General features: G+C 70.5%; 19 protein-coding genes and 1 pseudogene. 17 read left to right on the top strand and 3 right to left on the bottom strand.

The annotated features are described in order from the left end of the window. Positions 1–15: 15 nt before the first annotated feature. On the bottom strand, positions 16–1,629 hold the full coding sequence (locus J2Y46_RS07675) for a glycoside hydrolase family 68 protein (RefSeq protein ID WP_310241439.1): 1,614 nt from the start codon (positions 1,627–1,629) through the stop codon (positions 16–18). Positions 1,630–1,850: 221 nt separating this feature from the next. On the opposite strand from J2Y46_RS07675, the gene J2Y46_RS07680 reads away from it, so the two are divergent. The 8 genes from J2Y46_RS07680 (at position 1,851) to J2Y46_RS07715 (ending at position 11,353) form a co-directional block, all read left to right on the top strand. After that, positions 1,851–2,915: a LacI family DNA-binding transcriptional regulator gene (locus J2Y46_RS07680; protein ID WP_310241441.1), complete on the top strand. Its 1,065-nt coding sequence runs from the start codon at positions 1,851–1,853 to the stop codon at positions 2,913–2,915. Between the two features lie 41 nt (positions 2,916–2,956). After that, a complete protein-coding gene (locus tag J2Y46_RS07685) occupies positions 2,957–4,246 on the top strand; it encodes an extracellular solute-binding protein (RefSeq protein WP_045301582.1) in 1,290 nt (429 codons plus the stop codon). A gap of 58 nt (positions 4,247–4,304) precedes the next feature. Beyond that, positions 4,305–5,246, top strand: coding sequence for a carbohydrate ABC transporter permease (locus J2Y46_RS07690; protein ID WP_084695727.1), 942 nt, complete (start codon positions 4,305–4,307; stop codon positions 5,244–5,246). A 1-nt stretch (position 5,247) separates the two neighbouring features. Further along, positions 5,248–6,201, top strand: a complete 954-nt coding sequence (locus J2Y46_RS07695) for a carbohydrate ABC transporter permease (protein ID WP_084695728.1) — start codon at positions 5,248–5,250, stop codon at positions 6,199–6,201. After that, entirely contained in the window at positions 6,198–7,205 is a 1,008-nt protein-coding gene (locus J2Y46_RS07700) for a carbohydrate kinase (RefSeq protein ID WP_310241444.1), read from the top strand. The genes J2Y46_RS07695 and J2Y46_RS07700 overlap by 4 nt, the downstream gene beginning before the upstream one ends. A gap of 89 nt (positions 7,206–7,294) precedes the next feature. Further along, positions 7,295–8,260 (top strand): glycosyl hydrolase family 32, encoded by a 966-nt coding sequence (locus tag J2Y46_RS07705; RefSeq protein WP_310241446.1) that lies wholly within the window; start codon positions 7,295–7,297, stop codon positions 8,258–8,260. Between the two features lie 82 nt (positions 8,261–8,342). After that, the gene (locus J2Y46_RS07710) at positions 8,343–10,364 is read left to right on the top strand and encodes a GH32 C-terminal domain-containing protein (RefSeq protein WP_310241448.1); all 2,022 of its coding nucleotides are present in this window, start codon (positions 8,343–8,345) and stop codon (positions 10,362–10,364) included. Between the two features lie 230 nt (positions 10,365–10,594). Continuing rightward, positions 10,595–11,353, top strand: coding sequence for a hypothetical protein (locus J2Y46_RS07715; protein ID WP_245619641.1), 759 nt, complete (start codon positions 10,595–10,597; stop codon positions 11,351–11,353). Positions 11,354–11,361: 8 nt separating this feature from the next. Here the strand turns inward: J2Y46_RS07715 and J2Y46_RS07720 are convergent, their stop codons facing one another. Then, complete coding sequence (locus tag J2Y46_RS07720) at positions 11,362–12,306, bottom strand: Ppx/GppA phosphatase family protein (protein ID WP_045301722.1); 945 nt, start codon at positions 12,304–12,306, stop codon at positions 11,362–11,364. 102 nt (positions 12,307–12,408) lie between these two features. On the opposite strand from J2Y46_RS07720, the gene coaA reads away from it, so the two are divergent. The 9 genes and pseudogenes from coaA (at position 12,409) to J2Y46_RS07765 (ending at position 20,457) form a co-directional block, all read left to right on the top strand. Then, positions 12,409–13,362, top strand: coding sequence for a type I pantothenate kinase (gene coaA, locus J2Y46_RS07725; protein ID WP_045301592.1), 954 nt, complete (start codon positions 12,409–12,411; stop codon positions 13,360–13,362). A 92-nt stretch (positions 13,363–13,454) separates the two neighbouring features. After that, positions 13,455–15,305: a glutamine--fructose-6-phosphate transaminase (isomerizing) gene (gene glmS, locus J2Y46_RS07730; protein ID WP_310241450.1), complete on the top strand. Its 1,851-nt coding sequence runs from the start codon at positions 13,455–13,457 to the stop codon at positions 15,303–15,305. Between the two features lie 217 nt (positions 15,306–15,522). After that, positions 15,523–15,876 (top strand): annotated as a pseudogene (locus J2Y46_RS07735) (holo-ACP synthase); the annotation flags it as partial. A 104-nt stretch (positions 15,877–15,980) separates the two neighbouring features. Beyond that, positions 15,981–17,105, top strand: a complete 1,125-nt coding sequence (gene alr / locus J2Y46_RS07740; RefSeq protein ID WP_211255955.1) for an alanine racemase — start codon at positions 15,981–15,983, stop codon at positions 17,103–17,105. Positions 17,106–17,209: 104 nt separating this feature from the next. Beyond that, on the top strand, positions 17,210–17,677 hold the full coding sequence (gene tsaE / locus J2Y46_RS07745) for a tRNA (adenosine(37)-N6)-threonylcarbamoyltransferase complex ATPase subunit type 1 TsaE (RefSeq protein WP_045301728.1): 468 nt from the start codon (positions 17,210–17,212) through the stop codon (positions 17,675–17,677). Then, positions 17,674–18,333: a tRNA (adenosine(37)-N6)-threonylcarbamoyltransferase complex dimerization subunit type 1 TsaB gene (tsaB, locus tag J2Y46_RS07750; RefSeq protein ID WP_045301596.1), complete on the top strand. Its 660-nt coding sequence runs from the start codon at positions 17,674–17,676 to the stop codon at positions 18,331–18,333. The genes tsaE and tsaB overlap by 4 nt, the downstream gene beginning before the upstream one ends. Continuing rightward, positions 18,330–18,833, top strand: coding sequence for a ribosomal protein S18-alanine N-acetyltransferase (rimI, locus tag J2Y46_RS07755; RefSeq protein ID WP_045301598.1), 504 nt, complete (start codon positions 18,330–18,332; stop codon positions 18,831–18,833). The genes tsaB and rimI overlap by 4 nt, the downstream gene beginning before the upstream one ends. After that, positions 18,830–19,897, top strand: coding sequence for a tRNA (adenosine(37)-N6)-threonylcarbamoyltransferase complex transferase subunit TsaD (tsaD, locus tag J2Y46_RS07760; protein ID WP_310241454.1), 1,068 nt, complete (start codon positions 18,830–18,832; stop codon positions 19,895–19,897). The genes rimI and tsaD overlap by 4 nt, the downstream gene beginning before the upstream one ends. Next, complete coding sequence (locus J2Y46_RS07765; protein ID WP_310241456.1) at positions 19,894–20,457, top strand: hypothetical protein; 564 nt, start codon at positions 19,894–19,896, stop codon at positions 20,455–20,457. The genes tsaD and J2Y46_RS07765 overlap by 4 nt, the downstream gene beginning before the upstream one ends. Positions 20,458–20,565: 108 nt before the next feature. On the opposite strand, the gene J2Y46_RS07770 is transcribed toward J2Y46_RS07765, so the two are convergent. Next, positions 20,566–21,753 carry a class I SAM-dependent methyltransferase gene (locus J2Y46_RS07770; RefSeq protein WP_310241457.1) on the bottom strand — a complete coding sequence of 396 codons (1,188 nt, stop codon included), beginning with the start codon at positions 21,751–21,753 and terminating at the stop codon, positions 20,566–20,568. Between the last annotated feature and the right edge of the window lie 105 nt (positions 21,754–21,858).

Genomic DNA, 21,858 nt, shown 5'->3' on the forward strand with positions numbered 1-21,858 from the left:
CGACTGTCGATCAGGTCAGGGCAGCGGCGTGACCTTGCCGCCCGGGTTGACGTTGATGTTCGCCGGGATGTCGGCGTAGCCGCCGAGCCCGCCGTCCCCGTACGCGTAGTCGACCGCCGACGAGGCGCCGTCGATGTCGATCTTGACGGTCGGCGCGAGCGTGCCGCCGCGACGGAAGTCGCCCTCCGTGCCTACCGTGTCGATGAACGACTGCACCAGTCCGCCGGGCATCACGTAGTGCGAGTACGCCTGGAAGTGCCCGATCGGCTGGTTGAAGTCCGGCGCGAACGGCTGCCCGCCCGCGAAGTTCAGGTTCGTCGGGTTGCCCAGTGCCAGGCCCGAACCGGAGTTCATCGGCTGGTAGTCGCTGCGGATGCCGTCGCCGACGAACCCGTAGACGCCCTCGGGGCCATCGATGCCGTTGGCGAACGTGCCACGGTGGCTGATGGTGAAGAGGTAGTACTTGCCGTCCTTCATGTAGATCTGCGGACGCTCGGTCTGGTCGGTGACGCAGTTCGCCGACAGGATGGGCGGCAGGAACTCCCACTCGGTGAGGTCCTTGTTCTTCGCCTTGGCGAGGCCGACGTTGCCGATCTGGTACGTGGCGCCCGAGGCATTCACCTGCTCGACCGATTCTGCGAAGGGATCCCCCTCGCGGTAGCCGAGGTCCTCTTCGTTGCATGTCGCCGTCTCGCGCGGCATGGCGGAGTTGCCCTCGAAGACCATGTAGGTCTCACCGGGGTGGGCCGGGTCCTCGAACGTGAACGGGTCGCGGAAGTTGAAGAACTCGTTCTGCGCGCCGGTCTGGTAGTACGTGCCATCGGCCTGCAGCAGGTCGGTGACCTTGTCGAATCCGGTCAGCTTCACGCCGTTCTTGTTGGCGTGCACCTTGCCGACGCTCAGTGCGATGCGCGGGTCGTAGGGCTTGCGGTTGCTGCCGTCCTCGTTGCGGTAGAACGCGACGTCCGTGAAGAACAGCTTGATCTGGCCGCCCTTCGAGATGCGCGCCGAACCCGACCACTGGGTCTGGTGGCTGTACGACTGGTCGGGGAAGATCTTGCCGGTCACTCCTTCGTCGAAGACGAGGCCGCCATACGTCCAGCCGCCGTTCTCCGGACGCTCATCGGCGGGGACGCCGGCGGGGCGATAGAAGTAGCCGATCTTCGCGAACACGTGGCGCTCGTCGAACACGAGGTTGCGGTCGGCCACGAGCGAGAAGATGATCTCCTGGCCGTTGACGCTGTACTGGTTGGCGTTCTCATCGGTCAGCGGCCAAGAGTCCCAGACCCACACCTGCTCGTTGCTCATGTCCGGGAAGTCCTGCGCAACCGCGGGCATGGTGAGCTCGGTGGGCATCGAGTTCTGCTTCGAGCCCGCGGTCGGATCCGACAGCCGCTTGAGCTGCCGGGCGTCCGCGCGGGTCCACTTCGCGGTGAAGTCGTCTTCGGGGGCGTACGCCTGCTGGGTGTGCGCGGTCGGCTGGGGGCCGTCCTGCAGTTCGGGCGCGGCCGGTGCGACGGGTGCCGCGACGGCTGCCGCGGGCAGGCCGATGAGCACGGAAGCCGCGACCGCCGCGGCGGTGAGACTGCCGGTCAGGACGCGCCTGACCTTCTTCGGGGGAGTGTGCATTTCTGATTCGCTCCTTGGATTCTCAGTGATGCAAATCGATTTGCATCGGGAACTCATAGTTGCAGGTGCGAGCGGATCCCGCACATGCGGATGCAGGCGCATGGAGTTCTCCGAACGCAGCACTTGACGGTTCACCATCGATCGGTCCATAATCGGATCCGCTCGATAAATCGATTTAACACGAGGGAGTGTCACTGATGGCGAGGGCCCGGATCTCAGACGTGGCGGCAGTGGCCGGCGTCTCGGTGACCACGGTCTCGCTCGTCATGAACGACGTCGAATCGCGCATCTCGCAGGAGACTCGCCAGCGCGTCCGCGAGGCGGCCCGTGCCGTCGGCTACGCGCCCAGCTCGGTGGCACGAGGGCTCCGCACTCAGCGCACGCGCACGGTCGGACTCATCTCCGACCAGATCGCGACGACGCCGTTCGCCGGTCGCATGCTCGCCGGCGCGCAGGACGCGGCGCGCGACGCCGGGCACCTCGTCTACCTCCTCGACACCGGCGGCGACGCCGCGATCGAGCGCGAAGCGATCGACGCGCTCACCGCACAGCAGGTCGACGCGATGATCTACGCGTGCATGTGGCACCGGGTGGTGGATGTCCCGCAGGGCGTCCTGCCGAAGACGGTGCTGCTCGACTGCCGGCCCGTGAACGGCGGCTACCGCAGCGTCGTGCCCGACGACCGCGCCGGGGGAGCCGCCGCCGTGCGCGAGCTCGTCGCCGCCGGCCACCGGCGCATCGCCTACCTCGACACGGATGACCCCGGCCCGCTCGCGTCGCGACTGCGCCACGAGGGGTACCTCGAGGCGCTCGCCGAGGCCGGGATCACGGCCGACCCGGCGCTGCACGTCAGGGGCGAGACCTCCGCCCACGGCGGTCGCGCCGCGGCCGAGGCGCTGCTCGACCTCCCCGACGACAAGCGCCCCACCGGCATCTTCTGCTTCAACGACCGCATGGCGGCCGGCGTGTACATCGCCGCGCACCGCCGCGGCCTCGACATCCCGCGCGATCTGTCCGTCGTCGGCTACGACGACCAGCAGCTGATCGCCGCGGAACAGGATCCCCCACTCACCACCGTCGCGCTGCCCCACTACGCCATGGGCCGCTGGGCGATGGAGGTCGCGCTCGGCGTCCGCGCGGAAGGGGATGAGGACGCCACGCACCTCATGGAGTGTCCCGTCATCCGACGAGACTCCGTAGGCCCGCCGCCGGCGCAAGTCGCCAAACCGAACCGGCGACGGGCTTCACACACCGAGCGGCCGCCAGAGGCGGCCTCCGATCGGTGACCCACGCGGGCGTGAGTCACCAAGAAAAGGAAACCACAACAATGCGCACAAGGACCCCGATCCTCGTGTCCGCGGGCCTGGTCACGGCGATCGCCCTGACCGGGTGCGGGCAAGCCGGCCAAGGTGACACCACCACCGCGGACGGCCGCACCCAGTTGACGATGTGGACCCACTCGGCGGGCAACCCGGCCGAGCTCGAGGTCTACGAGCAGATCATCTCCGACTTCAACGCGTCGCAGGACGACTACGAGGTCGTGCACGAGTCGTTCCCGCAGGGCGCCTACAACGACGCGATCGTCGCGGCCGCGGCATCCGGTGATCTTCCCTGCCTTCTCGACCTCGACGGCCCGATCATGCCGAACTGGGCATGGGCGGGCTATCTGCAGCCGCTCGATCTGCCCACCGAGATCACCGACGCGCTGCTGCCCACGGCCGTCGGCGTCTGGGACGACGAGATCTACTCGGCCGGCTACTGGGACGCCGCGCTCGGCATCTTCGCCCGCAAGTCGGTGCTCGACGCCAACGGCATCCGCATCCCGACCGTCGAAGAGCCGTGGACCGCCGACGAGTTCGGCGCGGCTCTCGCCACACTGAAGGGCGCCGGCTACGAGACGCCGATCGACATCGGGGCCGAAGACACCGGCGAGTGGTGGCCGTACGCCTACTCGCCGTTCCTGCAGGGCTTCGGCGGCGACCTCATCGACCGCGACTCCATGCTCTCGGCTGACGGTGCGCTGAACGGACCCGAAGCGGTCGCGTGGGGCGACTGGTTCGCGGGCCTCTTCGCCGACGGGTACGCCGGCAACAGCGGCACCGTCGGCAACCAGGAGTTCATCGACGACGAGGTGGCGCTCAGCTACACCGGCGTCTGGAACGCCGTCGCCGCGCTCGACGCTGTCGGCGACGACCTGCTGATCCTGCCCCCGCCGGACCTCGGCAACGGCCCGAAGATCGGCGGCGGCTCGTGGCAGTGGGCGATCTCGTCCAAGTGCAACGACGCCGACGGCGCCCGCGCGTACCTCGAGTTCAGCTTCCAGGACGAGTACATCACCGAGTTCGCCGACAAGCAGGTGGTCATCCCGGCGACGGATGCCGCCGCCCAGGCGTCGGAGTACTTCGGCGACGGCGGTGCCCTGCGCCCGTTCGTCGAGTTCTCGCAGAAGTACGCCGTGCTGCGCCCCGAGACGCCGGCGTACGCGGTCATCTCGACGACGTTCGAGACGGCGGCGAAGGACATCATGAACGGCGCCGACGTCCAGGAGACGCTCGACCGCGCGGTCTCCGAGATCGACGCCAACATCGAGTCGAACGACGGCTACGGCTTCCAGTGATCCACCGCGCCGGCGGGGGCCACCGGCCCCCGCCGGCGCACTCCCCGAGAGATCTGTCATGACTGTCACCCCTCCGACGGTCGCCGCCGAAGAACCTCGGCGCGCCTACCGTCGCTTCCGCTCCATCAAAGGTCGCGAGACCTGGGCAGGGCTCGGGATGATCGCCCCCGCGGGCGTCCTCCTGGTGCTGTTCCTCGTGATCCCCGTGATCCTCGCCTTCGCGCTCTCGTTCACGAACGCGCGTCTCATCTCGCCGAACCCGCCGCGGTTCGTCGGCTTCGACAACTTCATCCGCGCCTTCACCGCAGATCCGGTGTTCGTGCAGTCGGTCGGCAACACCGCGGTGTTCGCGCTGGTCGTCGTCCCGGTGCAGGCCGCGCTGGGGCTGCTCCTCGCGGTGCTCGTCAACCGGCGCATGCGCGGCGTCACGGCGTTCCGCGTGATCTTCTTCATCCCCGTCGTGACGTCGATCGTCGTCGTCTCGATCCTGTGGAAGTTCATGTACCAGAAGGACGGCCTGATCAACGCCATGTTCGATGCGCTCACCTTCGGAGCCTGGTCGAACGTCGACTGGCTGAACGACCCGAAGACGGCGCTCGGGGCGATCATCGTGCTGTCCATCTGGCAGGCCGTCGGCTTCCACATGATCATCTGGCTCGCGGGCCTGCAGACGATCCCCGAGGAGCTCTACGAGGCCGCCAAGATGGACGGCGCGAGCCCGTGGCGGCAGTTCACGAACGTGACGTGGCCGGGGCTGCGCCCCACCATGGTGTTCGTCCTCGTCACGATCACCATCGCCGCCCTCGGCCTGTTCGTGCAGGTCGACGTCATGACCCAGGGCGGGCCGGTGAACTCGACCTCGACCATCGTCTTCCACGCCGTGCGCAAGGGCTACGAGCAGCAGGAGATCGGCTACGCCGCCGCGATCTCGCTGATCTTCTTCGTCGCCGTCCTCGCCATCGCGCTCATTCAGCGCCGGCTCACGCGAGAGAAGGACTGACGTGACCGCTACCCAGACTCTGACCACGGCACCCGCCGACCCGCGCCGTGCCGCGCGCCCTGCGCCGGCTCGCAGCGAGAAGTCGCAGCGAATCAGGGGCAAGATCTTCCTCTACATCGCCCTGTCGCTGTTCGGGATCATCTTCCTGTTCCCGCTGGTCTTCATGTTCGTGTCGAGCCTCAAGCCCGACAGTCAGATCCTGCAGGACATCGACTCGCCCGCGGCCTTCCTCCCGGTCGGCGACATCAGCCTCGACAACTACTTCGGGGTGTTCGACCGCGTGCCCGTCGCACAGTTCCTGTTCAACTCGATCTTGGTGACGGTGCTCACCGTCGGACTCGGGCTCATCGTGAACTCGATGGCGGGCTTCGCGCTCTCCCGGCTGGCATGGAAGGGGCGGATCGTCGTGCTCGCGCTGATCATCGCGACGCTGATCGTCCCGTTCGAGACGATCGCGGTGCCGATGGTCTATTGGGTCGCGCAGCTTCCCACCCTCGTGATCGAGGGCGGCGTGCTGAAGTACGACTTCGGCTGGCTCAACACCTACGAGGTGCAGATCGTGCCGTTCATCGCGAACGCGTTCTCGATCTTCCTGTTCACGCAGTACTTCTCCACGATCCCGAAGTCCCTCGACGAGGCGGCGCGCATCGATGGCGCGAGCTGGTTCACGATCTATCGGCGCATCCTCGTGCCGCTGTCGGGTCCGGCCTTCGCGACCGTGGCGATCCTGACGTTCCTGCCGGCGTGGAACCAGTACCTCTGGCCGCTCATGGTGGTGCAGAAGGAGGAGCTGCGGCCGGTCATGGTCGGCATGCAGTACTTCTTCCAGCTGAACACCGCGTGGGGCGAGGTGATGGCCTACACCTCGCTCATCACGATCCCGGTGCTGATCGTCTTCCTGGTGTTCCAGCGGGCGTTCGTCAGCAGCATCGCGGCGAGCGGGGTGAAGGGATGACCGAACGGATGCCGCGCATCGTGGTCGTCGGCGAGGCCCTGGTCGACATCGTCCATCGTGCCGACGGCGCGGTCGAGGAGGCGCCCGGCGGCAGCCCCGCGAACACCGCGTTGACGCTCGGAAGGCTGGGACGGCGTCCGACGCTGATCACCAGCCTGGCGGGGGATGACCGGGGCGGACGTGTGCGGCAGTGGCTCGAGGAGTCCGAGGTCGAGGTGGTGGCCGTCGCGTCGGCGCGCACATCGACGGCCGTGGCCCACCTGGACGCGGGCGGTGCCGCCACGTACGCCTTCGATCTCGCGTGGGATCTCGGGGCGGACGCCGCTCGTCTCGAGGAACTCGCGGGCGCCGCCGACGTCGTTCACGTCGGCTCCGTGGCCGCGGTGCTCGAACCCGGCGCCGGCCACGTCGCGGCACTCGTGCGATCGGTGCGCGGGCGGGCGATCGTGACCTACGACCCCAACATCCGGCCGTCGCTGGTCGACGACCCGGACCGCGTCCGAGAGCGCGTCGCCGGACTGATCGAGCTCGCCGACGTCGTGAAGGCGAGCGACGAGGACATCCGGTGGCTCCACCCGGGGCGGGACGTCCGGCACGTCGCGCGCGAATGGGTCGACCGCGGCCCGCGACTCGTCGTGGTCACCCTCGGGTCGGACGGTGCGATCGGCGTCACCGCCGACGGCGAGGTCACCGTGCCCGCCGTCCAGACCAGGGTGGTCGACACGGTCGGGGCCGGCGACACGTTCATGGGCGTGCTCATCGACAGCATCGTCGGCAGCGACGAACTGCGCGAGTCGCTCGCGACCGCGGGCGGCAGCTGGGCCCACGCGGCCGGAGGCTCCGCGCGACGCGCCAGCGGCGCGGGGAGAGGCCGTGGGGACCGCTCCTCCGTCGTCGAATCCTTGCTCGAGCGCTCAGCGCACGCGGCGGCGATCACCGTATCGCGTCCGGGCGCCGATCCTCCCCGTCGTGCCGAACTCCCAACCCCGGCGACGGCACGGTAAGCCGCATCCGACACTCGCGCTCCCCGCCCGCCGGGCGGAGGGCCACTCCATCGCGCGATCCACCGCGCACGACTCTTGAAGGAACTCTCGTGTTCGACCTCCCCGATTCCTGGGTATGGGACTACTGGTTCGCCGACGACGGCGAGCGTTACCACCTCTTCTTCCTGTACGCCTCGCGGGCGCTCCACGACCCCGAAGCCCGCCACTACCGCGCCTCGATCGGGCACGCGGTCTCGACGGACCTCGTCGAGTGGACGCAGGTGGCCGATGCCCTCGTGAGAAGCGACGCCCCCGCTTTCGACGAACTCGCCACCTGGACCGGTTCGGTGGTGCGCCACCCGGACGGGACGTGGTTCATGTTCTACACCGGAGCGACCCTCGCCCCCGACGGGCAGAACGTGCAGCGGATCGGCTACGCCACGTCGCCCGACCTCTTCACGTGGACGAAGGCCGGCGGGCCGGTGCTCGAAGCGAAGGAGCCCTGGTACGAGAAGCTCTCGAGCGGCGCGTGGCACGACGAGGCCTTCCGTGACCCGTGGGTGTTCGCCGACCCCGATGGGAACGGCTGGCACATGCTCATCACCGCTCGAGCGCCCGAGGGGCCGGTCGACGGGCGGGGCGTCATCGGGCACGCGTGGTCGGCGGACCTGCGCACGTGGGAGCTGCGCGAACCGCTCAGCGCGCCCAGCGTCGAGGGCTTCGGGCAGCTCGAGGTGCTGCAGGCGGAGATCGTCGACGGGCGTCCGGTGGTGATCTTCTCCTGCCTGAAGGAGCAGAGCACCGACTCCCGACGCGCCGCCGCCGCCGGCACGTGGGCGGTGCCGGCGGAGAGCCTCGTCGGGCCGTTCGACATCGACGCCGCGTATCCGCTGACCGATGAGCGCCTGTACGTCGGGCGCCTGCTCCAGCGCCGTTCGGACGGCGAATGGCTGCTGTTCGCCTTCCGGAACATCGGCGAGGACGGACAGTTCGTGGGCGGGGTCACCGACCCCATGCCCGTGCGGTGGGATGGAGGGCGGCTCGTCCGTCATGAGGCGGTGGCTGTCTCCGCCTGAGGTTCGAGGCCGGGGCTTCGCGGACGAGCCCCGGCCGGCCCGCCCTCCGGCGGGCGGTGTCCGCGCCAAGAGAAGGATGACGATGAAGTCAGTTTTCAAGGGACGCTCCGTGCGTCTGACGGCGGGTGTGCTGGCCGTGATCGCGGTAGGGGCCGGGTCAGCAATGGCGGGAGGCATCGGCGATGACGCCGCGGCAGCCGATTCCGCCGACGACTACCGCGCGCAGTACCACTTCACGGTGCCCGACCACTGGAAGAACGACCCCCAACGGCCGGTCTTCGTGGACGGCAAGTTCCACTACTACTACCTCTACAACCGGGACTACGACGCGGACCCCGCCGCCAACTTCGGAACGGAGTGGCGGCTCGCGACCTCGTACGACGGCGTCGTGTTCGCCGATCAGGGGGTCGCCGCGCCCAAGAAGACCAACGCGAACTACGACCTCTGGTCGGGGTCGACCGTGGTCGACGAAGCGAACACCGCCGGGTTCGGCGCCGGCGCCGTCGTGATGCTCGTGACGCAGATGGACCATCCCACGCCGGCTCAGCAGGCGAACGCCTCGGGGCCGCAGGCGCAGTTCCTCTGGTACTCGACGGACGGCGGCCGAAACTTCCGACCTCATGGCGATGAACCGGTCATCGCGAACGGCGGGCGCGCGGATTTCCGCGACCCGAAGGTCGTGTGGGATGCCGAGCGCAGCCGGTGGGTGGCGTTGATCGCCGAGCGTGACAGGGTGAGCTTCTACACGTCGCCGGACCTGAAGACGTGGGCGCGCACGTGGGAGTACGTGAATCCCGGCATCGGCACGATCGAGTGCCCGGACCTGTTCCGGATCCGCGCCGACGACGGCACCGTGAAGTGGGTGTTCGGCGTCAGCGCGAACGGGTACGCCACCGCAGAGCCGGCGACCTTCGCGTACTGGACGGGATCGTTCGACGGCACGTCGTTCACCTTCGACCAGAGCGCCCCGCAATGGCTCGATCACGGGTTCGACTGGTACGGCGCGGTCACGTGGGAGGATCCCGCCGCCCCGCTGGACCGCCGCTACGCCGTGGGCTGGATGAACAACTGGGATTACGCGCACTCCACCCCGACCTGGACGGCCGGCGGCTTCAACGGCACGGACTCGATCACCCGCCAGATCCGCCTCAAGAGGTACGGCTCGGCGTTCAGCCTGGTGTCGCAGCCGGTGGCAGCCCTCGCCGACATCGCGACGGCTCGCACGGAGCTCGGCGACGTGACCGTGGACAGGTTCCTGCCGCTCGCCTTCGAGGGTGACGCGTACCAGGTCGAGGCGGACGTGACGTGGGAGATCGCGACCAACCTCGGCCTGCAGCTGCGTCGCTCCGCCGACGGGACGCGCCATGCCGATGTCGGCGTGACCGGCACCTACGCCTATCTGAACCGCGGCCAGACCGGCTATCCCGCCGGCACCTGGAAGACCGAGAGCCGCACGCCCTTCGACGGCGGCGCCGGCAGGGTGCATCTGCGCATCCTGGTCGACCGCACCACGATCGAGGTCTTCGTCGACGAGGGGAGATACGTGCAGTCGAGCCAGGTGTTCGCACCGTCGGGTGACGAGGGCATCGCTCTCTACTCCTCGGGGGGCCCGGCTGTGTTCCACGATCTGACGATCACCGAGTTCGGCAGCGTCGTGCAGCGGCCGGCTCGGGCGATCGGCGATTTCGAGGGCGACACGTGGGGGCAGGCCTGGACGGCGACGGGCAGCTTCATCGGCGCAGGACCGAGCGCGGCGGACCTGCGCGGACGGGTCGGCGCGCGGGTCGCCGACACGTTCGTGGGCGGGGGAGATCCGGCCACCGGCACGATCACCTCGCCGGAGTTCACGATCGACAGGAACTTCCTGCACTTCCTCATCGGCGGCGGCGATCACCCGCTCGGCGTGGAACCCGCCACGTCGGTGCAGCTGCTCGTCGACGGACGGCCGGTCCGCACCGCGACCGGCGCGGACTCGGCGGACCTGCGGCACGTGCAGTGGGACCTCCGCGACCTCGCCGGGCGCACGGCACAGTTCCAGATCCTGGACGACGCGACCGGACAGTGGGGTCATCTCATGGTCGACCAGGTCGTGCTCTCGGATTGAAGAGGAGCGTGCGGGCCGCGCACTTCCGGGTCGACTTGAGATATGAGACTTCCAGTCTCTAGTCTGGAACGCGTGCACGAGTCGGGGGGCTCATGCACGCCGATCTTGCCGGCGGCCCCATGCCGTCCTGTTCGATCTAGTCGGTGCCGGGTTCTGGGGACCCGGCACCGCGAGTTTCTGCGGAGGCGAAGGGGCCTACCGGACAGCGCGCCGAGGACGATAATCGAGTGGTGGAGCAACCCGAATCCCGCTCGCGGCGGCCCGCCGGCGAAACGCGAGCCCTCATGCTCGCCGTCGCCGTCGACCGCGTCAAAGAAGAAGGTCTGCTGCTCGATTACGCCAACATCGAGCTCGAGGACCTGATCCGAACGGCCGGCGTGCCGCGCTCGACCGTCTTCCGCATCTGGCCCGACCGCGTCGCCTTCGTCGCCGATCTCGTCCGCGCGCTGTTCGAAGCGGACCCGGGCTTCGATACCGGATTCGACGGCGAGACCCTCCAGCACCTCGAGCAGGCGGTGGCCGGCGACCCACAGGCGATGAGCACTCCCGAGGGGCGGCAGATCGCGCTCCGCGAGGCGCTGCGGGTCACCGTGTCGCACAACATGACCGCCGTCGAGCACACCGTGGCGTTCCGGGCGTACCGGGCGATGTCGGCTGCGCTCTCGAGCGGCGACGCCGTGCCCGGCGGGGCGGAGGTCCGTGCGCTGCTGTCGGAGCTCGAGGACCGCTACCTCACACGCATGGCCGAGACGTACCGGGGGCTCAACGCCGCGTTCGGGCTCCGCATGCGCGAGGGCCTCGACGAGCGCGACCTGGCAGTGGCCATCATGGCGATGGTCGACGGCATGAGCGACCACCGCCGCATCAACCCGATGGTCGACGCGCCTCGTGTCACCGCCCTCGGTCCCGAGGGCCCGCGCGACTGGCATCTCGCCGGCATCGCGGTCTACGGCATCTACACCACGTACACCGAGGCGATCGAGGCGTAGCCGCGGGTTCAGGCGCTCGGCGCGCTCCAGCTGAGCGACTCGATGTAGCGCAGCAGCACGCCCTCGCGGAGAGCCCACGGCGAGACCTCGAGCTCGTCCACGTCCATCGCGCGCATCGCCTCGTGCAGCACGACGGCACCGGCGACGATCTGGAACGTCCGGTCCGGCGTGATGCCGGGCAATTCCTGACGCGCCGACGCGGGGATGCGCGCCAGGCGCGGGATCCACGAGCCGAGGGCGGCGCGGGGCAGCAGCATCCGTTCGATTCCCGACCAGCCCGGAACCGGATACCCGACGAGCTTCGCGAGGGACCGGATCGCCTTCGACGAGCCCACGACGTGGTCAGGCCTCGCGAGGGAGCCGAACGACGCGGCGACCGGGGCGAGGGTGGCGCGCGCGTGGTCGCGCAGGTGCTCGACGGCCGCTTCGCCCGGCGGGTCGTCGGGAAGGAACTGCACCGTCATGCGCCCCGCGCCGAGGGGGACGGATGCTGCCTGTTCGGGCAGTTCGTCGGCTCCGGCCGCGATCTCGAGCGAGCCGCCGCCGATGTCGAACAGCAGGATCTGCCCGGCCGCCCACCCGAACCAGCGGCGCACCGCGAGGAACGTGTACCGCGCCTCGGTCTCGCCCCCCAGCACCTGCAGCGGCTGGCCCAGCGCCTCTTCGATGAGGGCGATGACCTCGGGTCCGTTCTTCGCCTCGCGGACGGCGCTCGTCGCGGTGGCCAGGAGCTCGTCGACCGACTCGGCCGATGCGATCTTGCGCGCCTCGGTCACCGCGGCGACGAGCGCAGTGACACCCTCCTCTGTGATGGAGCCGTCGGGTGAGAGGTAGCGCATGAGGCGCAGCACCGTGCGCTGACTCGTCGTGGCGAGCGGCCGGCCGCCGGGGCGGACGTCGGCGACCAGCAGGTGGACGGTGTTCGAGCCGATGTCGAGAACTCCGAGGCGCACGAAAGAAGAGTAGCGGCACGGATGCTGTGCACCGGCGCCCGCGCGGAGCGCCTGTGGACGCAGCATCCGCCATCTCCCGTGCCAGCGGTTACGATGGGCGCGATGTCCGCCGACGAAGCGACCACTGTCGCCCCCGCACTCTCGCTGTACCGCGAGATCGACCGTGCCGACTGGGCGCGACTGGCGTCAGGGATGACGCAGCCGCTCTCCGAGACCGAGATCGTCCAGATCCGCGGGCTCGGCGACCGCCTCGACATGGCCGAGGTCGCGCAGGTGTACGTGCCGCTGTCGCGCCTGCTGTCGCTGTACGCCGAGTCGACCAAGCGCCTCGGGGCGGAGGAGTCGGGGTTCCTCGGCGAGGCGGACTCCACCACTCCCTTCATCGTCGGCGTTGCGGGCTCGGTGGCCGTGGGCAAGTCGACGATCGCGCGCCTGCTGCGCGAGCTCACCTCGCGCTGGCCGGGGACGCCCCGGGTGGAGCTGGTCACGACCGACGGCTTCCTCTACCCGAACGCCGAGCTCGAGCGCCGAGGCCTCATGGATCGCAAGGGCTTCCCCGAGTCGTACGACCGCCGCGCGCTGGTGTCGTTCCTCACCGAGGTGAAGAGCGGCGCCCCCGAGGTGAAGGCGCCGTTCTACTCGCACATGCGGTACGACATCGTGCCCGACGCGGTCATCACCGTGCGCCGGCCCGACATCGTCATCGTCGAGGGCCTCAACGTGCTGCAGCCGCCGCCCACCCCGAACGACGTCGCCGTCAGCGACCTGTTCGACTTCTCCATCTATGTCGATGCGGATGCCTCCCACATCGCGCAGTGGTACGTCGACCGCTTCCTCGCCCTGCGCCGGGCCGCGTTCAGCAACCCGAAGTCGTTCTTCAACGTCTTCGCTCAGCTGTCGGACGAGGAGGCCGTGGAGCGCGCGCTCGGCTTCTGGAACTCGATCAACCTCCCGAACCTCGAGGAGAACGTGCTCCCGACGCGCCACCGCGCGAACCTCGTGCTGCAGAAGGCGGCCGACCACACCGTGGAGACGGTGCTCCTGCGCAAGCTCTGACGCGCGTGGGCGCAGGATCCGTTCTCCGCCGTGAACGGGGAGTTCGGATTCGTAAGGATTCCTAGCGAAACTCGCCGCCTACCATTGAGCGCATGTGTGGAATCGTCGGATACGTGGGCCCGCGGCAGAGCCAGGCCGTCCTGATCTCGGGACTTTCGCGCCTCGAGTACCGCGGCTATGACTCTGCGGGCATCGCCGTGATCGACGGTGGCGGCGCACTGGGCATGCGCAAGCGCGCCGGCAAGCTGAAGGTGCTGCGCGACGACCTCGCCGCCCACCCGCTCGCCGACGGCACGACCGGCATCGGCCACACCCGCTGGGCGACGCACGGCGGGCCGACCGACGGCAACGCGCACCCGCACCTCGCCGACGACGACAAGCTCGCCGTGATCCACAACGGGATCATCGAGAACTTCTCCGAGCTGAAGGATGAGCTCGTCGCCGACGGGTTCACCTTCCGCAGCGAGACCGACACCGAGGTGGCCGCTGTGCTCCTCGGCCGCGAGTACCGCCGCGCCGGCGACCTGGAAGAGGCCTTCCGTGCCGTCGTCTCGCGCCTCGAGGGCGCCTTCACGCTGCTCGCGATGCACGAGGACCAGCCGGGACTCGTCGTCGGCGCCCGCCGCAACTCACCGCTCGTGATCGGCCTCGGCGAGGGGGAGAACTTCCTCGGGTCGGATGTCGCCGCGTTCGTCGAGCACACCCGCAACGCGCTCGCGATCGGCCAGGACCAGATCGTCGCGATCACCCCCGGGGCCGTCACCGTCACCGACTTCTCCGGCAACCCGGTCGAGGTCGAGCCGTTCGAGGTGACGTGGGATGCGTCCGCCGCCGAGAAGGGCGGCTGGTCGTCGTTCATGGCGAAGGAGATCTCGGAGGAGCCCGAGGCGGTCGCCAACACGCTGCGCGGGCGCGTCCGCGACGGTGAGGTCGTGATCCCCGAGCTCGACGGACTCGACGAGCTCTTCGCCGGCGTCTCGCGCATCATCGTCATCGCCTGCGGCACCGCGGCGTACGCGGGACAGGTCGGCAAGTACGCCATCGAGCAGTGGACCCGCATCCCCGTCGACGTGGAGCTCGCCCACGAGTTCCGCTACCGCGACCCGGTGATCGGCCCCGACACCCTCGTCGTCTCGATCAGCCAGTCGGGCGAGACGATGGACACGCTCATGGCCGTCAAGTACGCCCGTGAGCACGGCGCGAAGACGCTGTCGGTGTGCAACACCCAGGGCGCCACGATCCCGCGCGAGTCCGACGCGATCGTCTACACGCACGCCGGCCCCGAGGTCGCGGTCGCCTCGACCAAGGCGTTCGTCGCGCAGATCACGGCGCTGTACCTCATGGCCCTGCACATCGGTCGCGTCCGCGGCGCGATCAGCGCCGCCGACGCCGCCGACCACGTGCGCGAGCTCGAGGCGGTCCCCGGCAAGATCGCGCAGATCCTCGAGCGGGAGCAGGCGCACATCGAGCAGTTCGCCGGCTGGATGGCCGACACCCGCTCCGTGCTGTTCCTGGGTCGCCACGTCGGCTTCCCGATCGCCCTGGAGGGTGCGCTCAAGCTCAAGGAGCTCGCCTACATCCACGCCGAGGGGTTCGCCGCCGGCGAGCTCAAGCACGGCCCGATCGCGCTCATCGAGCCCGGCCAACCCGTGTTCGTCGTGGTCCCGTCGCCCCGCAAGTCGTCGGAGATGCACAAGAAGGTCATCTCGAGCATCGAGGAGATCCGCGCCCGCGGCGCCCGCGTCATCGCGATCGCCGAAGAGGGCGACGCGGCGGTGCTGCCGAAGGCCGACGAGGTGCTCCGCATCCCGCTGGCCGGCCCCTTCTTCGAGCCCCTCCTCGCCGTGGTGCCGCTGCACATCTTCGCCATGGGCCTCGCGACGGCCAAGGGCCTCGACGTCGACCAGCCCCGCAACCTCGCGAAGTCCGTCACGGTCGAGTAGACGCTCGGGCCGAGGCATCCGTCCGTCTCTCGCGGCCATCTCGCGGATCCGGCGATCGGACTTTGCGACGGTATCCGGGGGCGCGCAGGTCTGCCGATCCGGAAACGCGACGAGAATCCGAATTCCGGATCGCGGGAAGAGGCGCCACGCCCGGGGGGCGATCGGGACCGCGCGATAGGGTGGCGGATGCTGCGGCTGCAGCACGCAGGAGGACCACATGATCGTCGGTATCGGCGTCGACCTCGTCGACATCCCTCGGTTCGAGCGGACGATCGAACGTACCCCGCAACTGCTGCCGCGCCTCTTCTCGGAGGCGGAGCAGCAGCTGAAGCCGCACTCGCAGGCCGCGCGGTACGCCGCGAAAGAGGCCCTCATCAAGGCGCTCGGCGGCTCGGACGGGGTGCACTGGACCGAGATCGAGATCGCGTCGGAGCCGTCCGGTCGTCCGGTGTTCTCGCTGTGCGGGTCGACAGCCGCGGTCGTCGCGGAGCGGGGCATCACTGCGCTGCACCTGTCGCTCTCGCACGACGCGGGCCTCGCGACCGCGTACGTCATCGCCGAGGCCGTGGCCGGCGCGCCGAACCGGGGGTTTCTTCGCGAGACCGAGGACGACACCCTCGATCTCGGCCAGAATCCCCGGTCTCGCGAAGGCAGCGCGGCCGAAGGAGCCGACGCGTGAGCCGCCTGCCCGCCGGAGCCCTGCGCGAGGCGCTGGTCGACGTCGGCGCGATCGAGGACAACGTGCGGCACCTCCGCCGGCTCACGGGCTCGGAGATCATCGCGGTGGTCAAGGCCGACGGATACGGGCACGGCGCGGTGCGCTCGGCGCTCGCGGCGCTCGCCGGCGGCGCGTCGCGGCTCGGCGTCTCCGACATCACCGAAGCGCTCGCCCTGCGCCGCGCCGGCATCGACGCGCCGATCGTCGCGTGGCTGCACGCGCCGGGCGCCGACTTCGCCGAGGCCGCTGCGCTGGGGATCGAACTCGGCATCTCGAGCCTCGAGCAGCTGCAGAAGGCGGCGGCCGCGGCATCCGCCGATCGTCCCGTCGGGGTGCACCTGAAGCTCGAGACCGGACTGTCGCGCAACGGCATCGCGCCCGAGCACTACCGTGTGGTCTTCGCCGAGGCCGCGCGCCTCGAGCGGATCGGGCGCATCCGCGTCGTCGCGCTGTTCAGCCACCTCTCGAACGCGTCGGCCGACGACGATCGCGCGGCGCTGCGCGCCTTCGAGGAGGGCGTGGCCGCCGCTGCCTCGCTCGGCCTCGCGCCACCGCTGCGGCACATCGCCGCGACGCACGCCGCGATCGACCTGCCCGAGTCGCGCCTCGGCTGCGTGCGCATCGGCATCGGCATCTACGGACTCTCGCCGTTCGACGACCGGACCTCGGCGGATCTCGGCCTGCGTCCCGCGATGACCCTGCGCGGCGCGGTCGCCGCCGTGCGCCGCGTGCCCGCGGGCAAGGGCGTGTCGTACGGCTACGACTACCGCGCCGAGCGCGACACGATGCTCGCGCTCGTGCCCCTCGGCTACGCCGACGGGGTGCCGCGCCAGGCGTCGGGCGCCGGGCCCGTCGTGATCGGGGGACGCCGGTTCACCGTCGCGGGCCGCATCGCGATGGACCAGTTCGTCGTCGACGTGGGCGACGCGCCCGTGACAGTGGGCGACACGGCGGTGCTGTTCGGGGACCCGACCCTCGGCGCGCCGTCGGCGACCGAATGGGCGGAGGCCGCGGGCACCATCAACTACGAGGTGGTCACGCGCATCGGAGCCCGCGTGCCCCGCCGGCAGGTGTCGGAGTGAGCGGGAACGAAGGCGACACCCCGGTTGTTGCACCGGGCGTGGACACGCAGACCCAGGGACTGGACGCACTCGTCGGCACGCGCGAGATCACCTCGCCCGACGCGATGGAGGCACTCGGCGAAGAGATGGGACGGATGCTGCGCCCCGGCGACATGGTGGTGCTCACCGGTCCGCTCGGCGCGGGCAAGACCACGCTCACGCGCGGCATCGGCCGTGGGCTCGACGTGCGCGGACCCATCCAGAGCCCCACGTTCGTGCTCGCCCGGACGCACCCATCGCTGTCCGACGGAGCGCCGCTCGTGCACGTGGACGCGTACCGCCTCGGCTCCGCCGCCGAGCTGGACGACCTCGACATCGACTTCGACGGCTCCGTGGTGATCGTGGAGTGGGGCCGCGGTCTCGTCGACGGACTCCGCGAGCAGTGGTGGGAGGTCGAGCTCGAGCGGGAGTGGCACGGCCGCGGCGTCGACAACGCCTGCGGCACCATCGCCCACGAGGCCGACCTCGACGCCGACACCCCGCGCCTGGTGAAGATCACGCGCCACGGGGCGCCGACTACCCTGGAAGGGTGATCCTCGGCATCGACACGTCCCTCGGCTCCGCGGTGGCGGTGGTCGAGCCGGACGGCGTGGTCCGCTCCCAGGTCGAGAGTGCAGACCCCCGGGGCCACGCCGAGGTGATCGGCACACTGATCGAGCGGGCGCTGGCGGAGGCATCCGTCTCCCCGTCCGACGTCACGCATGTCGCCGCGGGCATGGGACCCGGACCCTTCACCGGGCTGCGCGTCGGCATCGCTGCCGCGCGCACGTTCGCCCTCGGGCGCGGTGTGCCGGTCGTGCCGGTCGCGAGCCACGACGCTGTCGCCCTCGAGCTGCTCATCCACGATGCGCTGACGGGCGGATACGAGGATGCCGGCGACGAGACGTTCGCGGTCGTCACCGACGCGCGCCGCCGCGAGTTCGCCTACACGCTCTACCGCGGGCTCGACGAGGACGGCCTGCCCGTGCGCGTCACGGGGCCCGCGCTCGCGCCCCGCGACGACCTCGATGGTGTGCTCGCCAACGCCGGGGCCGCGCGCCGCGACGCCGACCGCATCCCCGCGGGCATGCTCGCGCTCGCCGCGGCCCGCGCGCTCGCCGCCGGACGCACGATCGGCCCCGCCGACGCGCTCTATCTGCGCTCGCCCGACGTGACGCTCCCGCACGCGCCGAAGCGGGTGGGTTCGTGACCCTCCGCGCTGCGACCGGCGAGGACCTGGCCGCCATCATGACACTCGAGCGGGCGTCGTTCCCGACCGACGCATGGTCCGAGGCCATGATGCGCGAAGAGCTCGCGTCGCCGCACGGCTGGTACGTCGTCGACGACGAGGCGGGTCGCCTCGTCGGGTACGCCGGACTCCGCGCGGTCGCCGGAGCGCGGGATGCCGACGTCCAGACGATCGCGATCGCCGAGGTGTCGCGGGGCCGCGGCCGCGGTCGCGCGATGCTGCGCGCGCTGTTGGAGGAGGCCGCACGCCGCGGCGTGACGGACGTGTTCCTCGAAGTGCGGGCCGACAACCCCGTCGCCCAGGCGCTGTACGTGTCGGAGGGCTTCGCCGAGATCGGCCGCAAGCCCCGGTACTACCAGCCCGACGACGTCGACGCCGTGGTGATGAAGCTCGACCTGCGCGGGTGGGCTCGCGCGTCGACTGGCTCAGCGACCGGATTCGACGGAGGAGTGTGCACGTGAACCGCGCTGAGCCGCTGGTGCTGGGCATCGAGACGAGCTGCGACGAGACCGGGATCGGGATCGTGCGCGGCCGCACCCTGCTGTCGAACACGATCGCGAGCTCGATGGACGAGCACGCCCGTTACGGCGGTGTCGTGCCCGAGGTCGCCGCGCGGGCGCACCTCGAGGCGCTGCAGCCGTCGATCGAAGCGGCGCTCGCCGAGTCGGGTGTCGCGCTCGCCGATCTCGACGCCGTGGCCGTCACGTCGGGGCCGGGGCTCGCCGGCGCGCTGATGGTCGGCGTGGGCGCCGCGAAAGCGCTGTCGGTCTCGCTCGAGAAGCCGCTCTACGCCGTCAACCACCTCGTCGGGCACATCGCCGCCGACATCCTCGACGCCGACGCGCCGCCGCTCGAGTACCCGACTGTCGCGCTGCTCGTCTCCGGCGGGCACACCTCGCTGCTTCTCGTCCGCGACCTCACGACCGACGTCGAGCTGCTCGGCGAGACGATGGACGACGCCGCCGGCGAGGCCTTCGACAAGGTCGCGCGCCTGCTCGGTCTGCCGTATCCCGGTGGTCCCGAGATCGACCGGGCCGCAGCATCCGGTGATCCGAAGGCGATCCCGTTCCCCCGCGGGCTGTCGCGCGCGTCGGACATGGCGAAGCACCGCTACGACTTCTCGTTCTCGGGACTCAAGACCGCAGTCGCCCGCTGGGTCGAGCAGCGCGAGGCGGCGGGGGAGTCGATCCCCGTGGCCGATGTCGCCGCGAGCTTCCGCGAGGCCGTCGTCGATGTGCTCGTGACGAAGGCGCTCGCCGCGTGCCGCGACCACGGCGTGCCGCGCCTGCTGCTGGGCGGCGGCGTCATCGCCAACCGCCGGCTGCGCGACGTCGCTCTCGAGCGCGCCGCCGCCGAGGGCGTCACCGTGCGCATCCCGCCGCTGTCGCTGTGCACCGACAACGGCGCGATGATCGCGGCGCTGACGTCCGAGCTCATCATGTCGGGCCGCGCGCCCTCGACCCTCGAGTTCGGCGCCGACTCGACGCTGCCGGTCACGGAGATTCAGGTCGCGGAGTCGGCATGACGGATGAACGGATGCCGCAGCCCGGCGATCCCGAGATGCCCGACGCCGATCCGGCCGAGGTCGATCCGACGCCTGCGGAGGCCGCGGCATCCGTCCCTTCCGATGCCGCGGCGTCGCCCCCTGCGGGCCCGACGGTGACGTCGGTGTCACCCGACGTCGACCTCGCGCAGGACGCATCGCCGCTGCCGGGGACTCATCGCGGAGGGTTCCACCGGCTGCCGACGGCGCCGGTCGACGTCACGGTGGAGACCGCACCGGCAGAGCCGGGAGGCGAGTTCACGCCCGATGCCACGTCGTGGACGGCCTCGGATTCGGCGTTCCACCGCGGGCTCGCGGGGTGGGCGCTCGGATTCGCGATCCTCGGCCTCCTCGTGTCGATGTTCGTCGGCTGGGGCTTTCCGATCGGCCTGGTCGCGGTCGTGTCGGCGATCATCGCCCTGCGCCGCCCGCTGGAGAGTCGTGCGGTGGCCGTCTGGGCGATCGTGCTCGGCACGCTGTCGATCCTCTACAGCGCCGGCTGGCTCCTCTACGCCGCCGCGCGCGCCGACATCATCGGCTGATCCAGCCCGCACTCGACGCGGCCGGTGCGTCGTGCCGGCCGGAGATACCGCTGGGCGGCGGGGATGCGGGAGCACGGGCCGACTGCGCAACAGGCCCGAGTGGGGGGTTCAGACCCGGTCGGCGAGGATCGCGGTGCGACGGGCGCCGATGCGCGTGAGGAGGAGGGTCGCCGACGCCGAGCCCCGAAGCTTGAGCCGGGTCCGCAGGGCGGCGGGGTCGACATCCACGCCGCGTTTCTTGATCTCGAGGCGGCCGATGTCGCGCTCGCGCAGCGCCTTGCCGAGCGCCTTCTCGTCGGCGGGCAGGACCTCCCTCACACGGAACGTCGACACGAACGGCGAGGTGAGGGCGGCGTCCGAGGTGAGGTAGGCGATGTGCTCGTCGAGCATCCCCGCCTCGAGCGTGCGCGCGACGTCGCCGATGAGGCGCGCGCGGATGACGGCGCCGTCGGGCTCGTGCAGGAAGGCGCCGAGTTCGCGCGCGGGTTCGTCCGCAGCATCCGTCTCCGCCGTCACCTCGTGAGCCTGGTCACCGCGGATGACGAGCGCGGCGCGGCGGACGCCTGGTCGTGCGACGGCCCGCGACCAGAGCACGAGCTCGATCGTGGACCCGTCGGCGCTCACCCACTGCGCCTCGACATCGTCGGGGATGAGGGCGCGGTCGAGTCCGGGGCCGAGCTTCACACCGACGGGCAGGCGTCGGGCCAGATCGAACACCCAGTCCAGCGACGGCGACCAGTCGCCGGGGCGGGTGCGGGAGGTCTCGGAGTGCCCGGGCGTGCGCCGTGCGGGGTCCAGCCACACGGCGTCGACCCCGGTGAGGTCGGCGTCCTCCGCGGTGCCGAGGCGCACCTCGGCATCCGCGCCGAAGGGGGCGAGGTTGTACGCGGCGATGCCGGCGGTCACCTCGTCGGCGTCGACGGCGGTCACTCGCAGCCCGAGCCCCGCCAGGCCCAGCGCGTCGCCGCCGATCCCGCAGCCGAGGTCGGCCACGCGGTCGAATCCCGCCTCGCGGAACCGCGCCGCGTGGCGTGCCGCGACGGGCAGGCGCGTCGCCTGCTCGAGCCCGGCCCTCGTGAACAGCATCCGCTCGGCCAGATCACCGAACTTCGCCCGGCCGCGCGTGCGAAGCCGCGCCTGGCCGACGACAGCGGAGACGAGATCGGGGGAGTGCCCGTCTCGGCGCAGCCTCGTCACGGCTCGCGCGACGTCGTCGGCGGAGTCCACGGGCGGCATCGTGTCGAGCAGACGCAGCCCCTCGGCAGTCAGGAGCGCTTGGAGTTCGGGCAGTTCCACCCGCCGAGCCTACGTCCATCGCCCCTCCGCGCCCCCGATAACCCCTATCGGATCCCCCTCCCGGCATCGGGGAAGTGCGGGATCCTCCCCGATGCCCGGGTGCGC

The sequence above is a fragment of the Microbacterium sp. BE35 genome, assembly GCF_031457705.1.
GTDB classification, from domain to species: Bacteria; Actinomycetota; Actinomycetes; order Actinomycetales; family Microbacteriaceae; genus Microbacterium; species Microbacterium trichothecenolyticum.

What these genes read in the sequence shown, in the direction of transcription:
- J2Y46_RS07710 (WP_310241448.1), top strand. Translation starts at nt 8,343, where the DNA reads ATGAAGTCAGTTTTCAAGGGACGCTCCGTGCGTCTGACGGCGGGTGTG.
- coaA (WP_045301592.1), top strand. Translation starts at nt 12,409, where the DNA reads ATGTCCGCCGACGAAGCGACCACTGTCGCCCCCGCACTCTCGCTGTAC.
- J2Y46_RS07700 (WP_310241444.1), top strand. Translation starts at nt 6,198, where the DNA reads ATGACCGAACGGATGCCGCGCATCGTGGTCGTCGGCGAGGCCCTGGTC.
- J2Y46_RS07690 (WP_084695727.1), top strand. Translation starts at nt 4,305, where the DNA reads ATGACTGTCACCCCTCCGACGGTCGCCGCCGAAGAACCTCGGCGCGCC.
- J2Y46_RS07765 (WP_310241456.1), top strand. Translation starts at nt 19,894, where the DNA reads ATGACGGATGAACGGATGCCGCAGCCCGGCGATCCCGAGATGCCCGAC.
- J2Y46_RS07675 (WP_310241439.1), bottom strand. Translation starts at nt 1,629, where the DNA reads ATGCACACTCCCCCGAAGAAGGTCAGGCGCGTCCTGACCGGCAGTCTC.
- glmS (WP_310241450.1), top strand. Translation starts at nt 13,455, where the DNA reads ATGTGTGGAATCGTCGGATACGTGGGCCCGCGGCAGAGCCAGGCCGTC.
- tsaE (WP_045301728.1), top strand. Translation starts at nt 17,210, where the DNA reads ATGGAGGCACTCGGCGAAGAGATGGGACGGATGCTGCGCCCCGGCGAC.
- J2Y46_RS07685 (WP_045301582.1), top strand. Translation starts at nt 2,957, where the DNA reads ATGCGCACAAGGACCCCGATCCTCGTGTCCGCGGGCCTGGTCACGGCG.